We start from the raw sequence: 26296 nt of genomic DNA on the forward strand, positions 1-26296 counted from the left end.
ACTGACGTTGCGTCGGCCTAACGGCAGGGCGAACACTTGCCGTTCGCCGGATGACGTTTCGGCCCGGTGTGTGCCCGTCAGGGCGTGAGGACCTCGCGCAGCGCGGCGGTGCCGAGGACGTGGGCGCGGGTCGGGAGGACGTCGGCGACCAGGGTGCGGTGCACGGCGGTCCTGGCGTCGGCCACGGCGTCGGACAGGACGTAGACGCCGTAGTCGCGGTCGGCGGCGTCGAGGGCGGTGGACAGGACGACGCCGCTCGTGGAGACCCCGGCGAGGACGAGCGTGGTGATGCCCCGCTCGCGGAGGCGGGCGTCGAGGTCGGTCGTGGAGAACGCGCCGTAGCGCGTCTTGCGGACCTGGATGTCGCCCGGCAGGGGTGCCAGCCGCGCGTCGACGGCCGTGTCCGGCGCGTCGGCGCGGAGGCGGCCGGGGTCGGCGGCGAGCCGGGAGAACGACGTGTTGGCGGCGGGCACAGCGGCGCGGTCCGCGTCCGTCAGGCCGACGCGGACGTACCCGACGGTGCCGCCCGCGGCCCGTACGGTCGCGACGGCGTCGGCGGCCCGTTCCACCAGCGCGTCGGCCTCGGTGTCCGGCAGGGCGGCGAGGACGGACGGCTGGAGGTCCATGACCAGCAGGGCGGTGGTACGGGCGTCGGCGGTGGGCGGGGTGGTCATGCGGGAGTCTCCTTGCGTGGGCGGTGCGTGGGGTCCTTCCTCAGCGCGCGGTCCGTGAGGACCATCAGCAGCACGACGGCGCTGACGGCGATGAGGACGACGGCGATGGTGTGCAGTCCCGCGTCGGTGACCTCGTCCTGGAAGACGACGCCGGTCAGCGTCGAGGACGCGATCGAGCCGGTGTAGGCGAAGGTGCGGAAGAGCCCGGCGGCCGTGCCGATGCGTCCGGCGGGGGCCTGGAGGTAGAGGGCGGTCTGGTTCCCCGCCGCCTGGGTGCCGACCGTGACGCCGAAGGCCAGCGTCACGCCGACGACGGCCACGACGGGCGCCGACGTGCCGAGCAGGAGCATCCCGGCCGAGCCGGCGAGGGACGCGGCGGCGGCGGCCACGAGGGCGCCGCGCAGCATGTTCCGCCGCGCGACCGGCCGCGTGACGAGGACGGCGAGGCCGCTCATCGGCAGGACCAGCAGCCCGGCCTGCTCCGCCGACAGGCCGCGCCCCGCCTCCAGCCACTGCGTGACGCCGTACATCACCGTGTAGACGCCGAGCTGGGTGAGGGCGACGCGCAGGTACGTGCGGACGAGCGGCATGTTCGACGCGAGCAGCCGTACGTCGAGGAACGGCGCGCGGGCCCGCAGCTCCCAGGCCGTCAGCGCGGCGGCGAGGACGGCGGCCAGCGCGAGTGCGGCCCAGGCGGGCTCGGGGAGCGCCATGAGGAAGACGAGCAGCGCCGTCATCGCGCCGCCGAAACCGGCGATCCCCGCCACGTCGAGCCGGGCGAGGACCTCCCGCGCGCTCCCGCGCCGCGCCACGGGCGGGTCGCGGGGTATCCACGCCCAGGTCATCGCGAGGGCGGCGAGCGCGAAGGGGACGCTGGCGAGGAACGTCCAGCGCCATCCCGCCGCGCCCACCAGCAGGCCGCCCGCGGGGAGGCCGAGCGCCAGGGTGGCCTGGCCCGCGACGGAGAGGGCGCCCAGGACGCGGCCGGGTGGTTCGGCCAGTCCGGCGTCGGTGGCGCGGCGCCGTATCAGCAGCATGGCGGTGGGGTAGGCGGCCGAGGTGCCGACGCCGATGAGGACGCGGGCGGTGACGAGCGTGGGGAGGTCCTGGCCGAGGGCGCCGACCGTGCCGCCGGCGACGACGAGGGCCGCGCCCGTCAGGAAGACGCGGCGCGGCCCGAACTCCTCGGCGGCCTTGCCCGCCGTGGGCTGGGCGATGGCGCTGGCCAGGTAGAGGGCCGCGACGAGGACGGCGACCCGGCCGACCGGGACGCCCAGCGACGCGGCGATGGGGGTGAGGGCGGTGGCGAGGAGCGAGCTGTTGACCGGGTTGAGGGAGGCGCCGAGGAGCAGGGGGGCGGTGAAGCGCCAGGAGAACGGGCGGGTGCCGCCGTCCGTACGGGCGGCGGCAGGGGCAAGTACGTCAGGGGCGCGGCGCGGTGCTCCGGTCACGGAGCGGCTCCCTTGCGGCCGTTCCCCTTCCGCGCGGTGGTGCGGCCCTCGTTGTGGACGTCGGCGGCGGCGAGCCGTTCCAGCAGGTCGAGCGCGGCATCGAGCGCGGGCCGTTCCTCCGGGCCGACGAGGGAGTCGATCGCCTGGACCAGCCAGGCCTTGCGGGACGCGCGCAGGGAGCGCACCAGGGCGTCGCCGCTCGCGTTGGCGGTGATCAGGGTGCGGCGCCCGTCGGCGGGGTCGCGGCGGGCGGTGACGAGCCCGGCCTCCTTGAGGGCGGCGAGGTTCTGCGCGATGGACTGCGGGCTGACGTGCTCGGCGGCGGCGAGGTGGGCGGCGGTGACCGGTCCCTCGTCGAGGACGCGGCGGAGCACGGACAGCTGCGAGATGGACAGGCCGGTGTCGTGCGTGCCGGACTCCTCGCGCAGGCGGGAGCGCAGCCGGGTGATGGCGACGCTCAGGCGGTGCGCGGTCTCGACGGTGGTGTCCGGCGGCGGCGCGTGTCCGGGTTCGGTCATATGGCCACCGTAGTTTTCGGCAAGCAACTTGTGCAAGTTGCTTGTCCGAGCGCGCGCGGGAAGTGTCCCGCGGCCCTCCTCAGGGCGCCGCACCGCACTGTATGCTGCCTATTGTTTGATTCTGTTGGACTTCGCGTGATCTGGACAGCTCATGAAGAGGACCGCCACCCGGCTGGCCGACGGCCGCGAGCTCATCTACTACGACGCGCACGACGACGCCGTCCGCGACGCCTTCGACCGCCGCCCCCTCGCGCCCGCCGCCTCCCGCTCCGAGATCCGCCACGACCCACTCCTCGACGAGCACATCGGATACGCCGCGCACCGCCAGGACCGCACATACCTGCCGCCCGCCGACCAGTGCCCCCTGTGCCCCAGCCAGGGCGACCGGCTCAGCGAGATCCCGGCGGAGAGCTACGAGGTCGCGGTCTTCGAGAACCGCTTCCCCTCCTTCGGGGACGGCACCGGCCGCTGCGAGGTCGTCTGCTTCACCTCCGACCACCACGCGTCGTTCGCCGACCTCACCGAGGAGCAGGCGGCGCTGGTGCTCCACGCGTGGACCGACCGCACGGCCGAGCTGGCCCAGCACCCGGGCGTACGCCAGGTGTACTGCTTCGAGAACCGCGGCGCCGAGATCGGCGTCACCCTCGGCCACCCGCACGGGCAGATCTACGGCTACCCGTACGTCACCCCCTTCACCGAGCGCGCCCTGCGGTCCGTCCGCGCACACCGGGAACGTACCGGCGCCAACCTCTACGACGAAGTGCTGGCCACCGAGCGCGCCGCCGCCGAACGCGTCGTGCTGGACACCCCGCACTGGACCGCGTTCGTCCCGCACGCCGCGCGCTGGCCGTACGAGGTGCACCTCTACCCCCGCCACCGCGTCCCCGACCTGCGCGCCCTGGACGACGACGCCCGCGCCGCGTTCCCCGCCGTCTACCTCGAACTGCTGCGGCGCTTCGACCGGATCTTCGGCGAGGACGCGGGGCCGACACCGTATATTTCCGGCTGGCATCAGGCGCCGTTCGGCATCGATGACCGCGAGGACTTCGCCCTGCACCTGGAGCTGTTCACGATCCGCCGCAGCCCGGGGAAGCTGAAGTACCTCGCCGGTTCCGAGTCGGGGATGGGCGCCTTCGTGAACGACGTGCTGCCGGAGGCCGCTGCCGCCCGGCTGCGAGAGGTGGCGACGGACAAGTGAGCACGTACCTGGTGACGGGCGGCGCGGGCTATGTGGGCAGCGTGGTCGCCGCCCGGCTGCTGGCGGCAGGCCACCGCGTGACCGTCCTCGACGACCTGTCCACCGGCTTCAAGGAGGGCGTGCCCCCCGGCGCCGAGCTGGTCGTGGGCCGCGTGCAGGACGCCGCGGGCCTCCTCGGCATCGGCGGCTTCGACGGCGTGCTGCACTTCGCGGCCTCCTCCCAGGTCGGCGAGTCCGTCACCGACCCGGAGAAGTACTGGCGCAACAACGTCGCCGGCTCGCTCGAACTGCTCCGCGCCATGCGCGACGCGGGCGTGCGCCGCCTCGTCTTCTCCTCCACCGCCGCCGTCTACGGCGAACCGGCGGGCAGCCCCATCACCGAGGACTTCCCCACCGCGCCCGCCAACCCGTACGGCGCCAGCAAGCTCGCCGTGGACCACATGATCACCAGCGAGGCGCACGCCCACGGCCTCGCCGCCGTCTCCCTGCGCTACTTCAACGTCGCGGGCGCCCACCGCACCGGCGAGGGCACGTTCGGCGAACGGCACGACCCCGAGAGCCACCTGATCCCGATCATCCTCCAGGTCGCCCAGGGCCGCCGCCCCGCCATCTCCGTCTACGGCACCGACTACCCCACCCCCGACGGCACCTGCGTCCGCGACTACATCCACGTCGCCGACCTCGCCGAGGCCCACCTGCTGGCCCTCGACGCCGCCACCCCCGGCGAGCACCTGATCTGCAACCTCGGCAACGGCAACGGCTTCTCCGTCCGCGAGGTCGTCGAGAGCGCCCGCCGCGTCACCGGCCACCCCATCCCGGAGACCGAGGCCCCCCGCCGCGCCGGCGACCCGGCCGTCCTGGTCGCCTCGGCCGACCGCGCCCGCGCGCGCCTCGGCTGGCGCCCGGAGCGGACCGACCTGGACGGCATCATCGCGGACGCGTGGGCGTTCGCGCAGCGAGAGGAGCAGGCGGGATGACCGCGCACGAGGACGTGTACGGGGTGCCGGCCGACGGGCGCTGGGCCGCCCCCGGACGGGTCAACCTCATCGGGGAGCACACCGACTACAACGAGGGCTTCGTCATGCCCTTCGCGCTCCCCCACAACGCGGTCGCCACCGTCTCCCGGCGCACCGACCGCCTGCTGCGCCTGCACTCGGCGGACGGCGACGGCGGCATCACCGAGGTCTCCCTCGACGACCTGGCGCCTGGACGCGTCACCGGCTGGGCCGCGTACCCGGCCGGGGTCGCCTGGGTGCTGCTCGCGGACGGGCACGAACTGGGCGGCGCCGACATCCACTTCACCTCCGACGTGCCCGTGGGCGCCGGGCTGTCGTCGTCCGCCGCCCTCGAAGTGGTGACGGCGCTGGCGCTCAGCGACCTGAACGGCCTGGGGCTCACGCCCGACGAGCTGGCCCGCGTCTCCCAGCGCGCGGAGAACGACTTCGTCGGCATGCCCTGCGGCATCCTCGACCAGATGGCGTCCGCCGCCTGCGCCGCCGGGGAGGTCCTCTTCCTGGACACGCGCGACCTGGCGCGGCGCCAGGTGCCGTTCGCCATGGACGAGGCGGGGCTGCGGCTCCTCGTCGTGGACACGCGGGTCAAGCACAGCCACGCGGACGGGGCGTACGCCCGGCGGCGCGCGGAGTGCGAGGCGGGCGCGGCGGCGCTCGGCGTGCCGTTCCTGCGCGACGTGCCCTTCGACGGTCTCGACGACGCCCTGGCGCGGCTCGACGACCCGGTGGTCCGCCGCCGCGTGCGGCACGTCGTCACCGAGGACCGGCGCGTCGAGCGGGTCATCGGACTGCTCGACGCGGGCCGCCCGCGCGACATCGGCCCGGTCCTGACGGAGGGCCACGCCTCGCTGCGCGACGACTTCGAGGTCTCCTGCCCCGAACTCGACCTCGTCGTCGAGGCTTCGGGCACGGCGGGCGCCCTGGGCGCGCGCATGACGGGCGGCGGCTTCGGCGGCTCGGCGATCGTCCTCGTGGAGGCGGCGTCGGCCGAGGCCGTCGGCGAGGCGGTGCGGGAGGCGTTCGCCGCGGCCGGGTACGCGGAACCGCGCGTCTTCGAGGCCGTCCCGTCCGCGGGCGCGCGCCGTCTCACCCGCTGAGGGACTTCCGCGATCTGGGCTTTCTCCGCGTTCCCGACGGGTTACTTCTGTCAAACCACTGCCCGCGACGGCGCGCCGCACGTACTCTGAGGGGCAGCACCGGTGGGGGCCGGTGCTGTCTCAGGGGGCGAGAGCGGCGGGTGCGTGCCCGCGACCGGCATCGGTGCGTACGGCGGCGGCCGTACGTCCGGAAGGACCGCCGGGCGCGGTGTCCCGTGCCCGCCGATGCCCGCCGCGCCCCTGCGCCGTCGTGTCCCCCGCTCTCCCGGGCCTTCGAAGGGCAGCGCAGTGGAACGTATTCGGGTGCTGGTGGTCGACGGGCACCGGATCTTCGCCGAGTCCCTGGCGACCGCCCTGACGGCGGAGGCGGACGTCGAGGCCGCCGCCGTGGGCACCGCGCAGGCGGCGCTTCAGCAGCTCGAACGCACCGGGTACCCCGCCTACGACGTCCTCCTGCTCGACGCCGAACTCGACGCGGACGGCGCCCTGCTGACGGCCGTGCGGGAGCGTTTCCCCGACCTCCGCGCTGTCATGCTCGCGGCAGCCGACGACGCGCGGCTCGCGGCGCGCGCGCTGTCGGCGGGCGCGCGCGGGTGGGTGGCGAAGGACAGTTCGCTGGCGCGGCTGCTGCTGGTCGTCCGGGGCTCACTGCGGGACGAGACGCACGTGCCCCCGGCGCTGCTGACCGGCGTCCTGCGCGAACTCGACCGCGACCGCCGCCACCGCAGCGAGCACGAGCGCCTCGTCGAGTCGCTGACGCCGCGTGAACTGGAGGTGCTGCGCTGCATGCTCGCCGGTATGGGGCGCAAGGCTGTGGCGGAGCGCCTGTTCCTCTCGCCCCACACCGTCCGCACGCACATGCAGAACGTGCTGGGCAAACTCGGCGTCCACTCGACCCTCGCCGCGGTGGCCCTGGCCCGCCGCGCGGGCATCCCCCCGGCGGAGTGACGCGCCCCCACGCCCGGAACGAGTCGCCCCGCGCCGATGATCTCTGGCGGAAAGGCGGGGTCCGGATCGGTGGGGCGCGCTTACGGTGGCGGGATGACGGTGACCACGGTGGCCTGCGAATGGCGCGGCGCGTTCGAGAACGGTGAGGTCGAGGAGCTGCACGCCGAGGGGTTCGGGCATCCGCCGGCGCCCGACTTCGACTGGCGGGGGCAGGTCGAGCGGTTCAGCCTCGGGTGGGTGTGCGCGCGGCGGGCGGCGGACGGCGCGCTGGTCGGCTTCGTGAACGTGGCGTGGGACGGCTGCGGGCACGCGTTCGTGCTCGACACCGTCGTGGCGGTCGCGGAGCGGCGGCGCGGGGTGGGGCGCGCGCTCGTGGAGTGCGCCGTGGAGCACGCGCGGGCGGCCGGATGCGAGTGGCTGCACGTGGACTTCGAGGAGAAGTGGCGGGAGTTCTACCTCGAAGGCTGCGGTTTCCGGCCGACCGGCGCCGGGCTCGTCCGGCTGTGACCCGCCCTCAGGCCGCGCGCGTGAGATCCGCCCTGGCGGCGAACTCCAGCGCGGCCTCGACGGACGGCGGCTCCTTCGGCGAACAGGCGGCCAGCAGCGCGCGGATCGCGTCGGCGTCCACCGTACGGGCCTCCGCGCGGTCGAGGAACGCGACGACGGCGTCAGCCATGTCGTCGCCGCCACCGGCCGCGTCCCACAGTTCCTCGGCGACCTCGTCGTCGTCGCCGACCCAGCCCGCGGAGAGTTCGAGTCCGTCGTCGGCGAGGTCGTCCGGGTAGGGGGCGCGGGACCAGGAGGCGCCGTCGGACCAGTAGACGTAGCCGAGTTCGCGGGCGGCCTGCCGGGGCCGCAGCTCGTCCAGCGGCAGCCAGGCGGGCGCGGTGGCGAGGAGGTCGACGGGCTCGGCGCGCAGGTGGGCCTGGCTGCCGTCCGCGTCCTGGCCGCGGAAGACGGCGCGGCCGTCGCCGTGCAGGGTGAGCGTCCACCAGTAACTGCCGCCCGGGTTGGCGCAGTGGAGCCGGCCCGCGGCGGCCTCGTACGTGTCGCCGCCTATGCCGACCGTGGCCAGGAGGCCCAGGGTGGCGGCCCGCGCCCAGAGACGGCGTGGCCCGCTCAGGTCGCCGGGCACGCCCGGCCGGTGCACCCGCTGTGCCATGGTGCTTCCCCGTTCGGTAGCGCGAGAGACAACGGCCGAACCCTAGTACTTCGTTCCCGGGTCACCAACATCGGTCCTGATTACGGCGTTCCGGCCGCCGGTTGCCACCCCTTCGGGCGGATCTGTCGGCCGATGACCGCCGCTGCGTTGCCCGGCGGCCCGCCGTACGCGCAGACTTGACGCCACGTGGCCGGGAACTGACGAGGGGTGGCGGTCCGTTATGACGGCCGATGCGGGACAGGCGTCGCTCGGCGGCGTGGTGAGCGAGCACCCGACCGACAGCGGGCGCTGCGCCCGGGTCGCGGCGGTGGCGCTGGCGGTGGGGGTCGTCGGGGTGGCGGCCGGGATCCCGCTGCTGCTCTGGTGGTTCGGGTCGGACAGCGCCTCGGGGCCGAACACCGTCGCGGGCGCGCCCCTCGGCCTCGGGCTGCTCGGGCTCGGGTACGGGATTCCGCGCGCCGTGCGGGCGCGGCGGACGCGCGGCGAGGTCTTCGTGCTGCACGAGGGGGGCCTCGTGCGGCGGCGGCCCCGGGACGAGCGCGCCGTGGCGTGGGACGGGATCGCGTCCGTGGAGCGGTCGGACCGCCCGCACGCCGCCGCGCGTGCCCTCGGCACCGACGTGCGCTGCGTCATCCGGCTGCGGGACGGCGGCGAACTGCTGGTGACGGGGTACACGCGGGACGCCGCCGCCCTCGCGGGGAGGCTGGAACGGGCGGCGGGTCAGGACCGGTAGGCGTCGGCGATCAGCTCGTAGCTGCGCAGCCTGGCCTCGGGGCTGTGCGCCTGGGTGGTGAGCATCAGCTCGTCGGCGCCGGTGCGCTTGGCGAGGGCGTCGAGCCCCTCCCGTACGGCGTCCGGGGTGCCGTGCACGACGTTGGCGAGCCAGCCGTCCGCCATCTCCGACTCCATGGGCGTCCAGGGGTGGTTCTCGGCCTCCTCGGGGCTCGGCACGAGGCCGGGACGCCCGGTGCGCAGCCGGACCATGGACAGCGCGCCGGTGCGCACCTGCCGGTACGCCTCGGCCTCCGTGTCGGCGGCGAGCGCGGAGACGCCGATGAGGGCGTACGGCGCGTCGAGTACGGCCGAGGGGCGGAACGTCTCCCGGTACAGCTCCAGCGCGGGCAGCGTGTTGGCCGACGAGAAGTGGTTGGCGAAGGCGAAGGGCAGGCCCAGGTGGGCGGCCAGTTCGGCGCTGAAGCCGGAGGAGCCGAGCAGCCACACGGGCGGCCGGTGCGCGGACTGGACGCCCCCGGGCGCGGTCCCCTGGACGGGTCCCGGCACGGCGTGGATGCGCGCGTACGGGTGGCCGTCGGGGTAGTCGTCGTCCAGGAAGCGCACCAGCTCGGCGACCTGGCGCGGGAACTCGTCGGGGCCGTCGGTCCTGCCCCGGCGCAGCGCGGCGGCGGTGGCGGCGTCGGTGCCGGGGGCGCGGCCGAGGCCGATGTCGACACGGCCGGGGGCCAGGGCCTCCAGCGTGCCGAACTGCTCGGCGACGACGAGCGGCGAGTGGTTCGGCAGCATCACGCCGCCGGTGCCGAGGCGGATGCGCTCGGTCCTGGCGGTGAGGTGGCCGAGGATCACGGTCGGCGACGAGCTGGCGACGCCGGGCATCGAATGGTGCTCGGCGACCCAGAAGCGCTGGTAGCCGCGCCGCTCGGCGAGGCGGGCCAGGTCGGCGGTGGCGCGCAGCGCGGCGGTGGCCGTCGTCCCGCTGCCCACGGTCGCGAGGTCGAGGACGGACAGCGGCACCGGGGACGTGCCCAGCGGGACGCCCCTGATCTCGTCCGCCGGCGCGGCGGCGCCCTCCGTGCTGCTCCCGGTCGCTGTGTCGGTCCCCTCGGCTCCTGCGGACACGCTCGTAGGCCCTCCTGGTCGGTGCTTGTCTGTATCCCGCACCAACCAGGAGGGGCGGACGAACATTCCGCCGCGCGCGGGCGGCGCGCTACGGCAGGTAGCGCTCGACGGCGGCCGGGCCCTCGCGCTCCAGCGTGCGCCTGGCCTCCTCGATCAGCTCGGGGGTGGGCTCGCGCCCACTGAGCCTGACCAGGTCCTCGGGATCGACGGGCCGGTCGCCGCCGCTGTGCAGCAGCCCGTCCGGCGTCGGCGGGTCCTGCGGGGTTTCGTTCCGGCCGCCCTCGCCGGGCGTGCCGGGTGTCTCAGGTGTCTCGGACATGACGTCACCTCCCTGCTGTCCCTGTTGTCAGCGTATGCCCCGCCCGACGGGGCCGCACACGGGCCGCCGGGCCGCCGCCGCGGCGCGCCGGTGGCATCCTGGCGGCGTGGACGGACCCCGGATCACCCTCACGCTCGCGCCGTCCCTGCGGCACTTCGCGGCGGCCGGGCGGCGGGGGGCCGCCGTGCCGGTCGCGACGGACAGCACCGCCTCGCTCGGGCACGTCGTGGAGTCGTTCGGCGTGCCGCTGACCGAGGTCGGCCGCCTGCTGGTGAACGGCCGCGAGGTCGCCCCGTCGCACGTCCCGGAGGCGGGCGACGCGGTGGACGTCCTGCCCGTGACACGCCCGCAGCGGGTCCCCGGCGCCCCGCTGCGCTTTCTGCTCGACATCCACCTGGGGACGCTCGCCCGGCGCCTGCGCCTCCTGGGCGTGGACGCCGCCTGGGAGACCCCGGACCCGGGGGACGCCGCCCTGGCCGCCCGCTCGGCCGCCGAACGGCGCGTCCTGCTCTCGCGCGACCGGGGGCTGCTGCGGCGTCGCGAACTCTGGGCGGGCGCCCACGTCGACCACACACGGCCCGACGAGCAGGTGCGCGAGGTGCTGGACCGCTTCGCCCCGCCGCTCGCGCCCTGGACGCGGTGCACCGCCTGCAACGGCGAGCTGCGGGAGGCCGACAAGGAGTCGGTGCGCGACCGGCTCGAAGGCGGCACCAGCCGCACGTACGACGTCTTCGCCGAGTGCCCCGACTGCGGGCGCGTCTACTGGCGGGGCGCCCACCACGCGCGCCTTGAGGCGATCGTGGACGAGGCGGTGCGCGGCATCAGCGGCGGCTCGTTCGGCCAGGCGGGCCCGGTATCAGAGCGGTGAGCGCGTACCGCTCGTCGGCGACCGGCCGCCCCCACAGCGCCGGGTCGCCGTCCAGCGGCTCGACCCGGATCTCCGGCCCGCCCGCCCGTCCGCCGAGGACGCTCGCGGCGGCGGCGCGCACGGCGTCCGCCAGCTCGGGCGCGCCCACCCCGTCCTGCCAGGGCAGCGGGCCCGCGGCCCCGCCGTAGGGCGGCGGCGCGCCCGCAGGCTGCTCCCAGCGCCCCTCGACGAGCACGAGGCGTCCGCCGGGGCGCAGCCGCGCCGTCCAGGCGCGGAGGGCGGCGTGCGGGTCGGGGAGGGTCCACAGCAGGTGCCGGGCGAGCACGACGTCGAAGCGGCGCCCACCGGTCGGGGGATCGGCCGCGTCACCGGTGAGGAAGGCCGCCGGCACACCGGCCCGTGCCGCCTTCGCCTCGGCGGCGGCCACCATGCCGGGTGCGAGGTCGACACCCGTCACCCGGTGGCCGTCCTCCGCGAGCAGCACGGAGAGCGTGCCGGTGCCGCATCCGGCGTCCAGGACGTCGGACGCCTCCCCGGGCAGCCATCCGGCCAGCCGCCCGGCCCATGCCCGCCGGACGGCGGGGTCCCGCAGGCCGTGGTCCGGCTCGTCGTCGAAGGCGGCCACCGTCAGGTCCCAGTGCGCCGCGACCGTTCTCGCCCGTTCGTCCATGCCCCGTCCGTCCATGTCCCGGATGATGGCATCCGCCACTGACAGTCACCTTCGCGCGCCTTCAGGGGCGGCCCGTGGACCCGGTCAGGGGTGCTCCATGACGACGACGGCGGTCGTGCCCGGTGCGAGGGCGCGGAAGAGGTGCGGGCCGTCGCCCGGGTAGGCGAGGTAGTCGCCCGGCGCCAGCTCGACGGGGTCGTCCGAAGGCCCCGCCTCGGCGCGGCCGGTGGCGAGGACGAGGTGTTCGACCGTGCCGGGCCGGTGCGGCGGGGAGAGGTGCGAGTCGCCCGGTTCCGCCGCGATCCGGTAGAGGTCGCGCCTGACGTGCGCGGGACCCGCGGCGAGGAGCGTCGCCGCGTAGTCCGCGTCCTCGGCGTGGTGCGCGTCCCCCTCCCCCGCGCGGACGAGGCGGACGGGGGGCGCGGGCGGATCGACGAGGTGGCTGAACGGGACGTCGAGGGCCAGGGCGAGGGCCCAGAGCGTCTCCACGCTCGGGTTGCCGCCACCCGATTCGAGCTGCGACAGCGTCGACTTCGCGAGGCGGGCGCGGCGGGCCAGCTCGGTGAGGGTGAGCCCGGCGCGGGCTCTCTCCCGGCGGATGGACGCGGCGATCGTCGCGTTGAGATCCACGGGTCGTCACTCCTTCGGGTGTTCGCTGTGGCGGACCGCTCGTTCGTCTTGACGAACGCGGCCGCAGGCGTGTTCACTGCAGTGGACGGAAGTTCGGTGGGGCGAACAGGGGGTCATGATGTCAGGCGCGACGCCGGGAACGGCGACACGGGAGGCCGCACGTCCGGACGGGACGCTGCACGCCGGACTCCTCGGCCACAGTGCCGAAGGCGCGGCGCTCTGCTTCCGGGCGTTCTGCCAGGAGGGATTCGCCGAGCTGGGGGAGCACGACCATCCGGACGTGACGCTGGACCTCATCCCGCTCTCCCGGTCGATGCCCGCGTGGGACGCGGGGGACCACGCGGCGGTCCGCGCGGCGCTGGCCGCGAGCGCCGCCCGCCTCGCGCGCGCGGGAGCCGACTTCTTCGTCTGCCCGGACAACACGGCGCATCTCGCGCTCGGGCTGCCAGGTCCGGCGCTGGCCCTGCCGGGGCTGCACCTGCCCGACCTGGTGGCGGAGCGGGCCGCCGCCGGGGGCAGGCGGCGGATCGGCGTGCTCGGCACCCGCTTCACGATGGACGGCCCGCTCTACCGGGAGGCGTTCGCACGGCGCGGGATGGCGGCGGAGCGGCCCGAGCCACGCGACCGGGAGACCGTCCACCGGATCATCTTCGAGGAGCTGCTGAACGGGCGGTTCACCGGCGAGGCGCGGCGGGCCTTCGCGGAGGTGATCGACCGGCTGGCGGGGCGCGGCTGCGACGCCGTCGCGCTCGTCTGCACGGAGATACCGCTGCTCGTCGGGCAGGAGGAATCGTCGCTGCCGCTGCTCGACTCGACCCGGATCGCCGCGCGGGCGGCCTTCGAGGTGGCGGTCGGCCGCAGGCCGCTCCCCCGCTGGCGCGGCGGCCCGCCGCAGCAGGCCGGCTGACCGCCCGGTCCGCACGCGAGGAGGGAGGCCACGAGAGACGGGCGGAGGGGGGACCGGATCGTGACGCCGCGCGGCGCACATCAACGCGACGCACACCGACGCGGCACACAGGGCCGCGTGCGGTGCGTGGTGCGCCCGGATGCCGTCCGGAGCGTGACGGACGGCATCCGGACGGCACCGGGCCTGTGTCAGGCGCGCTCGCCGACGCGCGCCGCCCCGTCCATCACACCGAGGAACGCCGACCAGGACCGGGGGGCGAACCCGAGCCGGGGACCGCCGGGGACCTTGGAGTCACGGATGGCCAGCAGGCCGCGGGCCGGGGACTTCACCTCCACGCAGGCGCCATTGCCCGCGGAATAGGAGGAGCGCGTCCAGGTGCGCGTGATGCCTTGCTCGATTGCCATGTGTCTGCTCCGGAAAGTGCCGGTCGGTAGTAACGCCGTGACCGTAGCCGTCACACCCGGCATTCCACGGACATCGTCACCCGACCGGATGGTTCCTCCCGGAATTCCCCCACCGCGCACGGGGACGGGCGTGTATATTCCGGCGCCCGGCACCCCCGTGCCCGTTGCCTAACTCCCGTAATCCGCAGCCAACTTGGCGATGAAGGCGCGCGAGTGGTCGGGGCTGAGCGCCTGGGCGCGCAGATGCTCGTACATCACGCTGTAGTACTGCACATCGTGCGGCTTCTCCAAATAGAGGTCGCTCGTGCCGCCCTCCAGGTAAATGACCGTCGAATCACTCGCCTCGGGAAACTCCATCACGGAGTACTGCCCGTTCACACCGGGGTGCGCGCCCGCGGAGAAGGGCATCACCTGGAGCGTCACATTCGGCAGTTGGGCGCATTCCGCGAGGCGGTGGAGCTGTTCGACCATCGTCGCGGGGCCGCCGACCTCGCGGCGCAGCACGGCCTCGTCCACCACGGCCCACAGCCGCAGCGGGTTCCGGTCGTCCCGCAGGCGCTGCTGCCGCCGCATCCGCACCTGGACCCTGCTGGCGACCTCATCCTGCCCCACCTCGGGCAGCGCCCCGGAGATGACGGCCTCGGCGTACGCCTCGGTCTGCAGCAGCCCCGGCACGACCTGCGGCTCGAACACCCGCAGGGACGAGGCGTCCGTCTCCAGGCCGATGTAGACGCTGTAGGTGGTGGAGAGTTCGGCGAACGCGTGCCACCAGCCCTGCTGGCGCGACTCCCTGGCCATCTGCATGAGGGAATCGATCAGCAGCTGGTCCTCGACCTCGTAGACACCGCAGAGGTCGCGGACGTCGCGCGGGCTGATGCTGCGCCGCCCGTTCTCCAGTCTGCTGATCTTCGACTGCGAGACGAGCAGCCGGTCGGCGACCTGCTCCGCCGTCATGGCCCGCTCCTCCCGGAGACGCCTCAACTCCTGGCCGAGCCTGCGTCGCCGGACAGTGGGATTGACATTGCCCGCCACGGACTTGCACCTCCGTCGGTCAGCGATCACGTACCTGTCGCAGGAGCAGCGTCCCACCCGGCGGGGCGCCGCCGCAGAGGATTGGCGACAGCATGATGATCAGACTGGCGACTGTGTGTGGCCGCGCGCAAGCGTGGGGTGTGGCTACGGCCGTCGTCTGGGGCCGTAGCCACACCCCACGCTCACTGTGCGGCTCCCGGTGGTCCGGTATCGCGCGTGTTCATGTGGTGGCGCGTGGGCGTCCCGGCGCGTGCGCCGGTGCGCCGTCTAGTGCGACAACGAAGGGCGGGGCGCGGCCCGTGTCACCCCTCTCCGCCGCATCTGCTCGGGAGGCCCCGGCTGTCCGACCACGGCCATGGCCGCGGCCACCGGAGCGTGTCCCGTCTTGCGTGGCGCGCCGCTGGGCTGCGGGCGCCGTGCGGCGGCCGCCTGGCCCGCCGCACCGTTCTGGACGTCCATGACGGCGTGGGCCACCAGGCCGCCCATCGGGTCGTGCCTGATCAGATCCCGCAGCCGGGAGCGGGACGACCGCCCCTCGTTGCCGGGATAGAGGTGCTTGCCCAGGCCGACCGCGTGTGCCAGTGCCGCGAGTGCCGCGGTCCGCGCGTCCGGCGGTGTGCCGGTGCGGATCGCGCTGTCCAGCCGAGCCCGGATCTGCCTGCTGACCGCGGTGTCCGTCGCCTGGTACCGGGTCGTCGGCAGAACCCCGCACATCTGGTTCTCCACCGCGTGCACCATGCCGCAGCGTTCCAGATGAGTGAGGTAGGTTTGGCGAAGTCCCAGTCTGGGCCCGCCGATCCAGTGGACGGCCCGCACCGGGCTGCCGCGCCTGCGCAGCAGTTCCAGAGCGGAGTCCAGGGTGGGATCTCCGGTCGGCCGTGCCAGTATCACGGCTATTCGGTCCCCATCAGGGGCTATCCGACCCGCCAGGGCCAGCTCGACGAGCTGCGCCCCGGCAAGGCCGAGGTCGAGCGACTGAGGCTGCGCTGTGGTGCCCGTCGCCGGGTCCAGAGCCAGCAGCAGCAGCTCCTCCGGAATGGTTCTACGACTCCTGCCCATCCATGCCTCCCCGCGTGGATGAAAGACAGGGTGACGCCTCTCACATTGTTCTGTCGAGAGCGCGTGGTCGCTATGGGCGGGAACCCGTAGATATGTCGTTGTCGTCCTCAAGGGCAGACGGCAGAAACCCGTCGCCACGGACGTGGCGTACCGAGGTGCACAGGACCCGGCAGACTGGTAGGGCCGACGGGTACTTCGAAGCGCGGCGAGAACGACTTGCAGGGAGGCACGGGTGTCGGGCAGGTCCCCGGACATTTCGGAGCGGGAGCGGGAGTCATCGGAGAAGACGTCCGGGAGGGCCTTGGAGGTTCCCCGGAGTGCGAAGGTTCCCGGGGACGAGGGCGTGACGAAGGACAGCACAGGGGTGGACACGGCGGAAGACCGTACGGACACGGAGAGCCCTGAGACGGCGGACACCGCGGAGACCGGGCAGGCCGAAGAGGGGGCGGACGTAGAGCGGGCCGCTGAGGCGCCGGAGCCGGAGGACGCGGAGAAAGCGGCCGACACCACGGCGGAGGACGCCGGGGAAGACGGCAGCGACGCCGCGGACGGCACGGACGGCGCTGACAGCACGGACAGCGCCGGTGACGCCGGGAAGAGCGAGGGCGGCGACGAGGAGGCGGGGGAGCCCGCCGGTCGGTCGCCCTCGGGCCCGGACAGCACGGACACCACGGGGGACACAGGCGGCGCGGAGGACGCGGACGGCACGGAGAGCGCAGACGGCGCGGACAGCGCGGACCGTGGCGACGCCGGGCAGGCGGGCAAGGATGTCGAACAGGCCACCACGGCCCTGAAGCTCCCCGCCCCGCGTGATCCGCGCGTTCCCATGGCGGCGGAGAGCGGCGCCGAGCCCGAGGAGGACGACGACAAGGACGAGGACTCCGAGGAGGCCTCCGGGCAGGCCGACGTCGCGCCGGCGGACGATCCGGCGGAGGAGAAGCCAGGCGGCGAGAAGCCCCGGGGGAAGGCCGGACAGCCGGAGGAGGACGGCGGCGAGGGGGACGAGCGTCCCGTCGACCAGCCGACGGCCATGTTCGCCCTGCCCGGGAAGCGGGTGGACCAGCCGACCACGGCCCTCCGCGTCCCGGCCGACACGGCGGAGGAGCCCCCGGCCGACCGGAAGACGACCTCCCTGCGGCTGCCGCCCTCGGCCACCGAGGAGGACGGCGCACCGGAGGAACGGGAGGAACCTCCCGCCGACCGGAAGACCACGTCCCTCCGGCTGCCGCCCTCCGCCACCGGGACGACCGAGCCCCCGGCCAGCACGTACGTCCCGCTGAAGTCGGCGGACGCACCCGCCGAGGAGCCCAAGGACCCGCTGGAGCTGCTCGCCGCCCTGACCAACCGGCCGCCGCCCCCGCCCACGCCCCTGCGCACCGCCGCCCGGCGCGTGAAGATCTGGACGCCGGTCGTCCTGCTGCTGGTGGTCGCGGTCGCGGTCGCGCAGTTCCTGCGCCCGCTGCCCGATCCGGAGCTGCGGCTGACGGCCGCGGAGACGTTCACGTTCGAGGGCGACGCGGCGGACGTGCCCTGGCCGTCGTCCGGGCAGGCGCATCTGGAGGTGGCGGGAATCGGTTCGTTCGGCTCGTCCGGCGCGCAGGAGCCGACGCCCATAGCCTCGGTGGCCAAGGTGATGACGGCCTACATCATCCTGCGCGACCACCCCATCACCGACGAGGCCGGGCTCGGGGAGCTGATCCCCATCGACCAGCAGGCCGAGGAGGACAGCGGTCTCAGCGCGCAGAACGAGTCCACCGTCGATGTGCAGGAGGGTGACGAGATCACCGAGTACGAGGCGATCCAGTCGCTGCTGATCGCGTCGGCGAACAACGTGGCGCGCCTGCTGGCCCGCTGGGACGCCGGGTCCGAGGAGGCGTTCGTCGAGAAGATGAACGAGACCGCCCGCGAACTCGGCATGGAGAACACCACGTACACCGACCCGAGCGGCCTGGAGGACACCACGGTCAGCACGGCGGCGGACCAGGTGATCCTCGGCGAGGCCGCGATGCGGGACGGGATCTTCCGGGAGATCGCGCGCCAGCCCTCGTACACCGACATGTACGACGAGCTGCACTACAACTGGAACGGCCTCGTGCCGCTGAACAACGTCGTCGGCATCAAGACCGGCACGACGACCGCGGCGGGCGGCAACCTGCTGTTCGCCGTCGAGCAGCCGGTCGGCGAGGACGAGCACCGCCTCATCGTCGGCGCCGTCGTGGACCAGGACCCGCTCAACAACTCCATACTCGACGGGGCGATCGCGGCCAGTGACACTCTGATCCGTTTCGCGCAGGAACAGTTGCGGACCGAAACGATCCTGTCGGCGGGTGATGTCGTCGGCTATGTGGACGACGGGCTCGGCGGCCGGACACCCGTCGCCGTCACCGAGGATGTGACCGCCGTCGGCTGGGCCGGGATGAGCGTGGACCTGACGCTCACCCCGGCCGAGGACGGCGTGCCGGGCAGCGCGGCGGCGGGCACGGAGGTCGGGACGCTGACGGTCGCGGGCACCAAGGTGCCCGTCGCCCTCGCCGACGACCTGGCGGAACCCGCCGTCGGCGAACGGCTGACCCGCGTGGCCTGATCGGTACGCACCACCCCTGACGCCGCGCGGGCGTACGCGTCACCCCGCGGCGTCAGGGGCTGCCGCGCCCCCGCGCGGCACGCTACAGTCGGTCTCTCCCACGGCCGCTGTCCGTAACAGGGCAGGTCGGGGGCGGCAGGCGACGCGTGGACAACAACATCTGGGTGTGCGACAACTGTGGCTCGGTCACCGCAGGACGAAGCGGCGTGGCGGGACCTCGATCCCGCCACACGCGAACGGCTCGACTTCCTCGACCCGGAGGACTTCACCGTGGGTCCCACGGCGGAAGGCGCTGAGCAGTGGGCGCGCTTCACCGCGACGCTCGACAAGGCGGAGAACTACCGCACGCCCCTGTGACCGGCCCCCTGTGACCCCTGCGGTCAGTGCGAGTGCCGGGGCACGCCGTCCCCGCTGCCGCCGGTGAGGAAGTCCAGGTCGGCGCCCACGTCCGCCTGCTGGACGTGCTCCACGTACAGCCGCGCCCAGCCGCGCGCGGGGATCTCCGTGGCCACCGGCGCCGGGGTGCGCGCGGCCAGTTCCGCCGGGTCCACGGCGAGGTCGAGGCGCCGGGCGGGGACGTCGAGTTCGATCCAGTCGCCCGTCCGCACCAGCGCCAGCGGCCCGCCGACCGCCGCCTCGGGGGCGACGTGCAGGACGCACGTGCCGTACCCCGTGCCGCTCATGCGCGCGTCGCTGATGCGCAGCACGTCCTCGACGCCCGCCTCCAGCAGCACCTTGGGCACCGGCACGTTCCCCACCTCGGGGAAGCCCGGGTAGCCGCGCGGCCCGGCGCCGCGCACGACGATCACCGTCGAGGGGTCCACCGGCAGGTCGGGGTCGTCGGCCGCCGCGATGTAGTCCTCGACGCGGTCGAAGACGAGTGCCCTGCCCCGGTGCCGCAGCAGTTCGGGCGAGGCGGCCGAGACTTTGAGGACGGCGCCGTCCGGGCAGAGGCTGCCGCGCAGCACGACGGTCCCCTCCCCGGCGGGGCGGAACGGTTCCTCCGCCGTGCGGATGACCTCCCGGTTCCAGCAGCGCGCCCCCGCGACCTCCTCGCCGACCGTGCGGCCGCTGCCGGTCATCGCGTCCGCGTGCAGCAGGCCCATGGCGTCGAGTTCACGCAGGACGACGGGCAGCCCGCCCGCGTAGTAGAAGTCCTCCATGAGGAAGCGCCCGGACGGCATCAGGTCCACGAGGACCGGCACATCGGCGGCGAGCCGGTCGAAGTCGTCCAGCGCGAGCGGGACTCCGGCGCGCCCGGCGAGGGCGAGCAGGTGGACGACGGCGTTCGTGGAGCCGCCGAGCGCGGCGTTGACGCGGATCGCGTTCTCGAACGCCTCGCGCGTCAGCAGCGCGGACGGCCGCAGGTCCTCCCCCACCATCGCCACGATCCGCCGCCCCGACTCCTGGGCGATCGCGCGCCGCCGCGCGTCCACGGCCGGGATCGCGGCGCCGCCGGACAGCTGGACGCCGAGCGCCTCGACGACGCAGGCCATGGTCGACGCGGTGCCCATCGTCATGCAGTGGCCGCTGCTGCGGGACATGCACGCCTCGGCGTCGGTCAGGTCGGCGGGCGACATGCGGCCCGCGCGCACCTCCTCGCTCAGCCGCCACACGTCCGTGCCCGAACCGATGTCGCGGCCCTGGAACTTGCCGTTCAGCATCGGCCCGCCGGTCACCATCAGCGTGGGCAGGCCGACGCTGGCGGCGCCCATCAGCATCGCGGGCGTCGTCTTGTCGCAGCCGGAGAGGAGGACGACGCCGTCGAGCGGGTTGGCGCGGAGCGTCTCCTCGGTCTCCATGGCGAGGAGGTTGCGGTAGAGCATGGTCGTCGGGCGCATCAGCGGCTCGCCGAGCGACATGACGGGGAATTCGAGCGGGAAGCCGCCGGCCTGCCACACCCCGCGCTTGACGGCCTCGGCGAGGTCGCGCAGGTGGGCGTTGCACGGCGTCAGCTCCGACCAGCTGTTGCCGATGCCGATGACGGGGCGTCCGTCGAAGACCTCGGGGCCGTGGCCCTGGTTGCGCAGCCAGGAGCGGTGGATGAAGCCGTTGCGCCCCTCGGTGCCGAACCAGGCGGCGCTGCGGGGGGCGGCGGGGGGCTGCGGCTCGTGCGATGCGGTCATGCGGATCCTTCGGCGCGGGGCTGTCACCGTAACCCCGGGTAGGCGCCCTGGGGACTGGTCGCGCGGTGCCCGGTGCCGCGGTGGGGCGTACCCGAATGGGGGCCATCCGTTGTCGCGATACCCCGGGGGATCAGGCCACGGCGTCCGCCGTGCCGTAGGGGTCGTACGGGTCGTAGGGGTCGTACGGGTCGGCGACCTCGGCCAGCCGGGGCGCGGGCAGCCCGGCGATCACGTCCCGCACGAGCGGCAGCAGCGGGGACTCGGGCCGGTCGGCGCGCCACCAGACGGCGACGTGCCGCCGGATGTGGCGCTCGGCGACGGGCAGCAGCTCGACGCCCTCGCAGTTCGCCGTGGTCATGGCGAGCGCGTTGGTGAAGCCGACGCCGAGCCCGCCCCTGACCAGGGCGGCGAGGGTCTGCGGCTGGGTCGTCTCGAAGGCGATCTCGGGCCGGACGCCCGCCTCGGCGAACGCGAGGTTCGTCTCGAACTGCCGGGGCGCCCCCTCGGCCGGCTCCCCCATCGTGACCAGCGGGAAGGCCGCGAGCCGCGCCAGCGTCACCGGCCCGCGCCCGGCCAGCGGGTGGCCGTGCGGCACGACGGCGACGAGCGGCTCGCTCCACAGCCGCCGGTACGTCAGCCGGTCGTCGCGGACGAGCGGGAGGACCGGCCGCAGCGCGAGGTCGATCTCGCCGTCCGACAGCCCGCTCTCCAGCGAGAGCGCGGGGCCCTCGGCCAGGGTGGTGCGCACGGTCGGCGCGCGCCGGCGCAGGGCGCGTACGAGGGGCGGGTAGGCGTACGCGGCGGCGCTCGGGTACATGCCGATCCGCACCTCGCCGCGCAGCACCCCGTCCGCGCCGCCCGCGACGTCGGCGAACACGCCGAGGCGCGCGATGATCTCCTCGGCGTGCGGCAGCAGCGCCCGCCCCTCGGGGGTGAGGGCGACGGGCTGGACCGAGCGGTCGAACAGCCGGGCGCCGAGGACGTGTTCCAGCTCCCCGACATGGCTGCTGACGCGGGGCTGCGAGCGGTAGAGGGCCTTGGCCGCGGCGGAGAAGCCGCCGTGCCTGGCGACGGCGACGAAGCTGGTGATCCAGTCGAGCCGGTAACTGTGCGCGCTGGAGAGATCCACCGCTGCCTCCTCGGCTCCCGGTGCGGTCCGTGTGCCGGCCGGGTGGGGGGACAGGACCGCGCGGGGACGGCCGGCGGGCCGTCGCACCCGAAAACGTGAACAGCGGGATCATAACGCCGCATTCCGTGGTGCGAAACGGGTTTCCCCCGGCTCCCGCCCCGTCCCCGCGCGCGGTCAGGCGCAGCCGTCGAGGAGTCCGGCGAGGGTGTCGCGTTCCGCGGCGGTGACGGTGAGGCCGTATGTGTCCTTCACCGCCGTCCAGGCCACGGCGTAGGTGCAGTGGAAGTCCTCGGCGGGCGGCAGCCATTCGTCGGGGCCCTGGTCACCCTTGGACCTGTTGCTCGCGGCGCTGACGGCGAGGAGCTGCGGGGCGTCGAGGTCGTTGGCGAACGCCTCGCGCTCGTCGTCGGTCCACTCGTCGGCGCCGGAGCGCCAGGCGTTGGCGAGCGGCACCATGTGGTCGATGTCGAGGTCGCCCGGCTCGGTGAACGTCTCGCCGTCGTAGGCACTGGTCCATGTCCCGGAGGCGGGCTGGCAGTCGTCGCCCGCGGTCACGTCCTCGCCGTCCCGTTCGAGGACGAGCTGGCGGACCGTGCAGCCGTCGCGTTCGGCCCAGTGGGGGAAGCGGTCGCGGGAGTAGCCGCTCATCGAGCCGGCGTCGGCGACGGTGAGGCCGTCGAGGAGCGCGCGGGCCTCGGCCGGTTCCGGGAGGCCGGGGAGGGTGGTGCCCGCGGTGGTGCCGCCGCCGGACGCGGACGGCGGCGCGGGGTCGGTGCCGGGCAGTTCGGATGCCTGGTCGCAGGCGGCCAGCAGGGCGGCGGCGAGCAGGAGGGGGACGGCCGCGGTCACGCGCGGGCCGGGGCGGGATGCAGTAGTCACCTGACGCACGGTAATACGACCTGGTGAAACCGTAACCTTCTGGACGCCCGCCTGATTAGCAGACCGAACTCCCGCGTGGTGCGGGGTCGTCGGAAAGGCGTGGACATGCACAGCACCAGCAACCGGACCCTCTGGGCACGACTGCCGGCACGACTGCCGCTGCTGGCCCTCGCGACGGCGGGTGCGGCGGCCCTGGGCGCGGGCACCGCGGCGGCCGACGAGCACTACGCGGGCGACACCCGCATCGGACCGCGCTTCGCGCTCATCGGGACCGGGCAGATCGACGACCCGCTCGAAGACGTCCTGGAACACGCGACGATCCTCGGGGACACCGTCATGACCGAGTCGGAGGCCGCGGAACCGGCGGTCTGACGACGGGCGGCGGGCGGCGGCGTCAGGACGCGGGCACGAAGTCCCGCACCAGCTTGACGAACTCCTCCGGCTGCTCGAAGAACGCGGCGTGCCCCGCGTCGATCTCCGCGTACTGCGCCCCCGCGATGGCCGCGTGCAGCGCGCGGCTGTGCTCCACCGGCACGGTCGCGTCCTGCGCGCAGCCGATCACCAGGGTGCGCGCGCGTACGCGGGGCAGCAGAGCGCGGATGTCCATGCGCCGGTCGAGGTCCACGTGCCGCAGCGTCCCCGGCGTCGGCGGCATGGCGCGGACGAGCCGTTCCACCTCGTCGTGGCCGAGCGCGCCGAGGAAGCCGCGGCTGAAGCCCGTCATGGTGACGCAGCGGCCGAACGCCTCGGCGTCCAGGTCCCCCAGACATCGCCACAGCGCGAACTCGTTGCTGAGGTACGCGTCCCCCTCCGTGTGCGCCCACCCGGCGACGGTGATCAGGCTGGCCACCAGGTCGGGGCGCAGCGCGGCCAGCGCGGTGGCGACGGGGGCGCCGAGCGAGTAGCCGAGCACGGCGGCCGGGCCGTCCGCGGCGTGCCCGATGACGGCCGCCACCTGGGCGGCGAGCCCCTCGACGGTGAGCGGCGCCCCGTCGTCCTCGGTCCTGCCGGTGCCCGAGAGGTCGGGCGCGATGACGGTGCGCCGGTCGGCGAGGGCGGGGGCGATCCCGCTCCAGGTGCCCTCCGCGCCGAGCGCGCCCGTGCCGTGGACGAGCACGAGGGGCGGCCCGGTGCCGGTGACCGTGTAGTGGACCCGGGCGTTCCCGGCGGTGACGATCGGCATGAACGTGTCTCCTTCCGCTGTGCGGCAAGTCCCCGGCCGCGCGGTGGCCGTCACGCCAGGATGAAGGGGCGGGACGTGCACCGGCCGCCACAGGCGGTGTGCCGGGCCGTATGGGCCGGGCGTCATGGGGTGGCCGCGGGGGAACGGGCGGCGGGCGCGCGGGATTGGGCGCGGCGGGTCGTACGGAGGGGTGAGGGGACGGTTGGCCTGGGGGCGCCGGAGGGAGCGTACGGGGTGGTGCGCCGCGGGTGTCGCGTGCGAGGACGGGTCATGGCGGCGTTGACCTGCGGTGGGGGGTGGTGGGCGCGGAGGTGCGGGGCGTGGCGGCGCCGGTCGGGTGGGGCGGCCGTTGGTGGCGGGGCCGTGCGGGGCGGTGGTGCTGGTGGGCGGGCTGTGTGGCGGGAGTGGGTTGGGCAGGCGCGGGCGCGGGGTGCGGCCTGGGCAGCCCGCGCGGCGACGGGCGGCGGGGGCGCGGCGGGAGTCGAACACCTGGGGGACGGGGGGCGGGGGCGGCTGCGCGTTTGACGCCCGTCGCCCGTTCCGGTCGGCCGGCGTGCTGCCGGGCGGTGGGCGGTCACACCGCGTCCGGCAGGTCCATGAGGGCCAGTTCGGCTGGATCGACCACGGCGGTGATCCCGGTGATGCGGCCCTCGGCGACGGTGAACGCGAGCACGGACAGCGGCGTGCCGTCCGCGTGCCAGGCGATGACGCCGGGGCGCCCGCCGACGGTCGCCGCGTGCCCGCGCGCCGCGGCGGCGGCCACCCGGGCGCGGCCGGCGACCTCGGTGGCGCCGATCGTGACGAACCGTCCGCCGGGCGCGTGGACGGTCAGCTCGACCTCCGGGTGCAGCACTTCGAGCAGCCGCTCGAACCGGCCCTCGCGGGCCGCCGCCAGGAACGCCGCGACCACCTCGCGCTCCCGCCGCCGGTCGCCCGCGGACCGCCGCGCGGTCCGCACCTTCCGGCGGGCGCGGCTGGTGAGCATCTTCGTCGCGTCGGCCGACCTGCCGATGATGGCGCCGATCTCCCCGTGCGGCACGGCGAACACGTCGTGCAGCACGAACGCCAGGCGCTCGTCGGGCCGCAGCGAGTCCAGGACCGTCGTGAGCGCCAGGCCGACCGAGTCGCCCAGCGCCGCCAGCTCCTCCGGGTTCGGGTCGTCGTCGAGCGTCACGGTGGCCCCGGGCGGCTGGTCGTCGAGGGGGACCGTCGGGCGCGTGCGGCCCGAGCGCAGGAGATCGAGGCTGATGCGGCCGACCACGGTGGTCAGCCAGCCGCCGAGGTTGTCGATGGTGCCCGCGTCCTGGCGGGACAGGCGCAGCCACGCCTCCTGGACCGCGTCGTCCGCGTCGGCGTGCGAGCCGAGCACGCGGCGGGCGACGGCGGTGAGCCGGTCGCGGTGCGCCTCGAAGGCCTCGGCGATCGGATCTGCGGGATGTGCGCCGGACATGGGTGATACCTCCGTGGAAGCTGCTCCGTCAGAGGGGTGACGGGCACCAGCCCCGTGAGGTAACCCCGCCCCGGACCGAGGAGAGCACCTGCCATGCAGAACCGGCTGAAGGACAAGGACACGGACAATCCCGACGTGTGGAAGGCCGTCGGGCACCTGCAGAAGGCGATCGCCGCCGGAGGCGTCGACCCGAGGCTGCTCGCGCTGGTCCACCTGCGCGCCAGCCAGATCAACGGCTGCTCGGCGTGCGTCCACGCCGCCGCCGCGGCGGCGAGGAAGGCCGGGGAGACGGACGAGCGGCTGCACACCGTGGCGGCCTGGCGCGAGGCGCCGTTCTTCACCGGCGCGGAGCGCGCCGCGCTGGCGCTGGCCGAGGCCGCCACCCGGCTGCAGGACGGGGCGGAGGGGGTCACCGACGAGATCTGGGAGGAGGCCGGCGCGCACTTCACCGAGCGGCAGATCGGCTCGCTCAACCTGGAGATCGCACTGACCAACTTCTTCAACAGGATCAACCGCACCATCAAGGAACCGGCGGGCCGGACCTGGGGCTGAGCCGGGCGCGGGCTCTTGCCGCTGACCGCCGCAGGTGACCGGGCGCGTCAGGGGACGGGGCCTCGTTCCCGCGCGGGGACGCCTGGGCGCTCCCGGGGGTACGCGGTCCGCGCACGGCGGCCCAGGCGCAGGACGCCCGTGCGCGCACCGCCCACCCCGGCGCGCTACTCGACCACGAGGGTCACCGGCACGTTGCCCCGTGTCGCGCGCGAGTAGGGGCAGACCTCGTGCGCCTGCCGGACCAGCCGCTCGCCCTCCGCGCCCGAGAGGTGGTCCGGCAGCTCCGCGCGCAGGGTCACGGCCAGGGCGAACCCCTTGTCGTCCTGCCCGATCTCCACCTCGGCGGTGATGGACACGTCCCCCGTGTCGATCTTCTCCCGGCGCCCCACGCCCGCGAGCGCGCTCGCGAAACAGGCGGCGTACCCGGCGGCGAAGAGCTGCTCCGGGTTGGTCCCGCGGCCGTCGCCGCCGAGCGCGGGCGGCAGCGCCAGGCCGACGTCGAGCTGCCCGTCGGACGAGACGGCGCGGCCCTCGCGGCCGTTCGCGGTGGCGACGGCGGTGTACAGCGCGTCCATGATCCTCACCTTTC

Annotated in this window: 29 protein-coding genes; 12 read left to right on the forward strand and 17 right to left on the reverse strand. The window is 74.7% G+C overall.

All coding sequences use genetic code 11. The features are described from left to right. Nucleotides 1-77: 77 nt before the first annotated feature. Genes ACIBPC_RS18265 through ACIBPC_RS18275 form a run of 3 tightly spaced genes read right to left on the reverse strand, consistent with a single transcriptional unit; the run spans nucleotide 78 to nucleotide 2643 of the window. The gene (locus ACIBPC_RS18265) at nucleotides 78-674 is read right to left on the reverse strand and encodes a cysteine hydrolase family protein (RefSeq protein ID WP_398845804.1); all 597 of its coding nucleotides are present in this window, start codon (nucleotides 672-674) and stop codon (nucleotides 78-80) included. Continuing rightward, on the reverse strand, nucleotides 671-2125 hold the full coding sequence (locus ACIBPC_RS18270; RefSeq protein WP_398845807.1) for an MFS transporter: 1455 nt from the start codon (nucleotides 2123-2125) through the stop codon (nucleotides 671-673). The genes ACIBPC_RS18265 and ACIBPC_RS18270 overlap by 4 nt, the downstream gene beginning before the upstream one ends. Further along, nucleotides 2122-2643, reverse strand: coding sequence for a MarR family transcriptional regulator (locus tag ACIBPC_RS18275; RefSeq protein WP_362958317.1), 522 nt, complete (start codon nucleotides 2641-2643; stop codon nucleotides 2122-2124). The genes ACIBPC_RS18270 and ACIBPC_RS18275 overlap by 4 nt, the downstream gene beginning before the upstream one ends. A 151-nt stretch (nucleotides 2644-2794) precedes the next feature. On the opposite strand from ACIBPC_RS18275, the gene galT reads away from it, so the two are divergent. The 5 genes from galT to ACIBPC_RS18300 all read left to right on the forward strand — a co-directional run bounded on the left by galT (nucleotide 2795) and on the right by ACIBPC_RS18300 (nucleotide 7406). After that, the gene (gene galT / locus ACIBPC_RS18280; protein ID WP_362958320.1) at nucleotides 2795-3841 is read left to right on the forward strand and encodes a galactose-1-phosphate uridylyltransferase; all 1047 of its coding nucleotides are present in this window, start codon (nucleotides 2795-2797) and stop codon (nucleotides 3839-3841) included. Further along, nucleotides 3838-4818, forward strand: coding sequence for a UDP-glucose 4-epimerase GalE (gene galE / locus ACIBPC_RS18285; protein ID WP_362958322.1), 981 nt, complete (start codon nucleotides 3838-3840; stop codon nucleotides 4816-4818). The genes galT and galE overlap by 4 nt, the downstream gene beginning before the upstream one ends. Next, nucleotides 4815-5951 (forward strand): galactokinase, encoded by a 1137-nt coding sequence (gene galK / locus ACIBPC_RS18290; RefSeq protein WP_398845812.1) that lies wholly within the window; start codon nucleotides 4815-4817, stop codon nucleotides 5949-5951. The genes galE and galK overlap by 4 nt, the downstream gene beginning before the upstream one ends. A 288-nt stretch (nucleotides 5952-6239) precedes the next feature. After that, complete coding sequence (locus ACIBPC_RS18295) at nucleotides 6240-6899, forward strand: response regulator transcription factor (protein ID WP_362958328.1); 660 nt, start codon at nucleotides 6240-6242, stop codon at nucleotides 6897-6899. Between the two features lie 93 nt (nucleotides 6900-6992). After that, nucleotides 6993-7406 carry a GNAT family N-acetyltransferase gene (locus ACIBPC_RS18300; protein ID WP_398845815.1) on the forward strand — a complete coding sequence of 138 codons (414 nt, stop codon included), beginning with the start codon at nucleotides 6993-6995 and terminating at the stop codon, nucleotides 7404-7406. 7 nt (nucleotides 7407-7413) lie between these two features. Here ACIBPC_RS18300 and ACIBPC_RS18305 read toward each other — a convergent pair whose 3' ends face one another. Beyond that, nucleotides 7414-8061 carry a hypothetical protein gene (locus ACIBPC_RS18305; protein WP_362958334.1) on the reverse strand — a complete coding sequence of 216 codons (648 nt, stop codon included), beginning with the start codon at nucleotides 8059-8061 and terminating at the stop codon, nucleotides 7414-7416. A 220-nt stretch (nucleotides 8062-8281) separates the two neighbouring features. Here ACIBPC_RS18305 and ACIBPC_RS18310 point away from each other — a divergent pair, with 220 nt between their 5' ends. Further along, on the forward strand, nucleotides 8282-8794 hold the full coding sequence (locus tag ACIBPC_RS18310) for a hypothetical protein (RefSeq protein WP_398845818.1): 513 nt from the start codon (nucleotides 8282-8284) through the stop codon (nucleotides 8792-8794). Here the strand turns inward: ACIBPC_RS18310 and ACIBPC_RS18315 are convergent. After that, the gene (locus ACIBPC_RS18315; RefSeq protein WP_398846560.1) at nucleotides 8782-9840 is read right to left on the reverse strand and encodes an LLM class flavin-dependent oxidoreductase; all 1059 of its coding nucleotides are present in this window, start codon (nucleotides 9838-9840) and stop codon (nucleotides 8782-8784) included. The two genes, ACIBPC_RS18310 and ACIBPC_RS18315, sit on opposite strands and share 13 nt — an antisense overlap. A 163-nt stretch (nucleotides 9841-10003) precedes the next feature. Beyond that, nucleotides 10004-10234, reverse strand: a complete 231-nt coding sequence (locus ACIBPC_RS18320) for a hypothetical protein (RefSeq protein WP_398845821.1) — start codon at nucleotides 10232-10234, stop codon at nucleotides 10004-10006. Between the two features lie 106 nt (nucleotides 10235-10340). Here ACIBPC_RS18320 and ACIBPC_RS18325 point away from each other — a divergent pair, with 106 nt between their 5' ends. Next, nucleotides 10341-11102, forward strand: coding sequence for a Mut7-C RNAse domain-containing protein (locus tag ACIBPC_RS18325; RefSeq protein WP_398845824.1), 762 nt, complete (start codon nucleotides 10341-10343; stop codon nucleotides 11100-11102). Here the strand turns inward: ACIBPC_RS18325 and ACIBPC_RS18330 are convergent. Together ACIBPC_RS18330 and ACIBPC_RS18335 are read right to left on the reverse strand one after the other, a co-directional pair. Next, nucleotides 11056-11787 (reverse strand): class I SAM-dependent methyltransferase, encoded by a 732-nt coding sequence (locus tag ACIBPC_RS18330; RefSeq protein ID WP_398845827.1) that lies wholly within the window; start codon nucleotides 11785-11787, stop codon nucleotides 11056-11058. The two genes, ACIBPC_RS18325 and ACIBPC_RS18330, sit on opposite strands and share 47 nt — an antisense overlap. Nucleotides 11788-11856: 69 nt before the next feature. After that, a complete protein-coding gene (locus ACIBPC_RS18335; RefSeq protein WP_398845830.1) occupies nucleotides 11857-12402 on the reverse strand; it encodes a helix-turn-helix domain-containing protein in 546 nt (181 codons plus the stop codon). A 118-nt stretch (nucleotides 12403-12520) separates the two neighbouring features. Here ACIBPC_RS18335 and ACIBPC_RS18340 point away from each other — a divergent pair, with 118 nt between their 5' ends. Further along, a complete protein-coding gene (locus ACIBPC_RS18340; protein ID WP_398845833.1) occupies nucleotides 12521-13309 on the forward strand; it encodes an aspartate/glutamate racemase family protein in 789 nt (262 codons plus the stop codon). A 188-nt stretch (nucleotides 13310-13497) separates the two neighbouring features. Here ACIBPC_RS18340 and ACIBPC_RS18345 read toward each other — a convergent pair whose 3' ends face one another. The 3 genes from ACIBPC_RS18345 to ACIBPC_RS18355 form a co-directional block, all read right to left on the reverse strand. Then, on the reverse strand, nucleotides 13498-13713 hold the full coding sequence (locus tag ACIBPC_RS18345; protein ID WP_362958354.1) for a DUF397 domain-containing protein: 216 nt from the start codon (nucleotides 13711-13713) through the stop codon (nucleotides 13498-13500). 168 nt (nucleotides 13714-13881) lie between these two features. Then, nucleotides 13882-14745 (reverse strand): helix-turn-helix transcriptional regulator, encoded by an 864-nt coding sequence (locus ACIBPC_RS18350; RefSeq protein ID WP_362958357.1) that lies wholly within the window; start codon nucleotides 14743-14745, stop codon nucleotides 13882-13884. Between the two features lie 267 nt (nucleotides 14746-15012). After that, the gene (locus ACIBPC_RS18355) at nucleotides 15013-15804 is read right to left on the reverse strand and encodes a GPP34 family phosphoprotein (protein WP_362958360.1); all 792 of its coding nucleotides are present in this window, start codon (nucleotides 15802-15804) and stop codon (nucleotides 15013-15015) included. A 343-nt stretch (nucleotides 15805-16147) separates the two neighbouring features. On the opposite strand from ACIBPC_RS18355, the gene ACIBPC_RS18360 reads away from it, so the two are divergent. Beyond that, nucleotides 16148-18388 carry a D-alanyl-D-alanine carboxypeptidase gene (locus tag ACIBPC_RS18360; protein WP_398845837.1) on the forward strand — a complete coding sequence of 747 codons (2241 nt, stop codon included), beginning with the start codon at nucleotides 16148-16150 and terminating at the stop codon, nucleotides 18386-18388. Between the two features lie 177 nt (nucleotides 18389-18565). Further along, nucleotides 18566-18745, forward strand: a complete 180-nt coding sequence (locus ACIBPC_RS18365; RefSeq protein WP_362958366.1) for a hypothetical protein — start codon at nucleotides 18566-18568, stop codon at nucleotides 18743-18745. A 23-nt stretch (nucleotides 18746-18768) separates the two neighbouring features. Here ACIBPC_RS18365 and ACIBPC_RS18370 read toward each other — a convergent pair whose 3' ends face one another. The 3 genes from ACIBPC_RS18370 to ACIBPC_RS18380 all read right to left on the reverse strand — a co-directional run bounded on the left by ACIBPC_RS18370 (nucleotide 18769) and on the right by ACIBPC_RS18380 (nucleotide 22522). Then, on the reverse strand, nucleotides 18769-20514 hold the full coding sequence (locus tag ACIBPC_RS18370; RefSeq protein ID WP_398845841.1) for an IlvD/Edd family dehydratase: 1746 nt from the start codon (nucleotides 20512-20514) through the stop codon (nucleotides 18769-18771). A 130-nt stretch (nucleotides 20515-20644) separates the two neighbouring features. After that, nucleotides 20645-21643 (reverse strand): LysR family transcriptional regulator, encoded by a 999-nt coding sequence (locus tag ACIBPC_RS18375; RefSeq protein ID WP_398845844.1) that lies wholly within the window; start codon nucleotides 21641-21643, stop codon nucleotides 20645-20647. Between the two features lie 174 nt (nucleotides 21644-21817). Further along, the gene (locus ACIBPC_RS18380) at nucleotides 21818-22522 is read right to left on the reverse strand and encodes an HNH endonuclease family protein (protein WP_398845847.1); all 705 of its coding nucleotides are present in this window, start codon (nucleotides 22520-22522) and stop codon (nucleotides 21818-21820) included. Between the two features lie 105 nt (nucleotides 22523-22627). On the opposite strand from ACIBPC_RS18380, the gene ACIBPC_RS18385 reads away from it, so the two are divergent. Further along, nucleotides 22628-22894 carry a hypothetical protein gene (locus ACIBPC_RS18385; RefSeq protein WP_398845850.1) on the forward strand — a complete coding sequence of 89 codons (267 nt, stop codon included), beginning with the start codon at nucleotides 22628-22630 and terminating at the stop codon, nucleotides 22892-22894. Between the two features lie 22 nt (nucleotides 22895-22916). Here the strand turns inward: ACIBPC_RS18385 and ACIBPC_RS18390 are convergent, their stop codons facing one another. Both ACIBPC_RS18390 and ACIBPC_RS18395 read right to left on the reverse strand, forming a co-directional pair. Next, on the reverse strand, nucleotides 22917-23705 hold the full coding sequence (locus tag ACIBPC_RS18390; RefSeq protein WP_362958378.1) for an alpha/beta fold hydrolase: 789 nt from the start codon (nucleotides 23703-23705) through the stop codon (nucleotides 22917-22919). A 574-nt stretch (nucleotides 23706-24279) separates the two neighbouring features. Continuing rightward, nucleotides 24280-25155, reverse strand: a complete 876-nt coding sequence (locus ACIBPC_RS18395) for a sigma-70 family RNA polymerase sigma factor (RefSeq protein WP_398845854.1) — start codon at nucleotides 25153-25155, stop codon at nucleotides 24280-24282. Between the two features lie 93 nt (nucleotides 25156-25248). Between ACIBPC_RS18395 and ACIBPC_RS18400 the strand changes: the two genes are divergently transcribed. Beyond that, nucleotides 25249-25707 carry a carboxymuconolactone decarboxylase family protein gene (locus ACIBPC_RS18400; RefSeq protein WP_398845857.1) on the forward strand — a complete coding sequence of 153 codons (459 nt, stop codon included), beginning with the start codon at nucleotides 25249-25251 and terminating at the stop codon, nucleotides 25705-25707. A gap of 164 nt (nucleotides 25708-25871) precedes the next feature. Here the strand turns inward: ACIBPC_RS18400 and ACIBPC_RS18405 are convergent, their stop codons facing one another. Next, nucleotides 25872-26282: an organic hydroperoxide resistance protein gene (locus ACIBPC_RS18405; protein WP_362958387.1), complete on the reverse strand. Its 411-nt coding sequence runs from the start codon at nucleotides 26280-26282 to the stop codon at nucleotides 25872-25874. Nucleotides 26283-26296 lie beyond the last annotated feature (14 nt).

Origin of the sequence: Streptomyces sp. NPDC049879 (assembly GCF_044461265.1) — a bacterium.
Classification (GTDB): Bacteria; Actinomycetota; Actinomycetes; order Streptomycetales; family Streptomycetaceae; genus Streptomyces.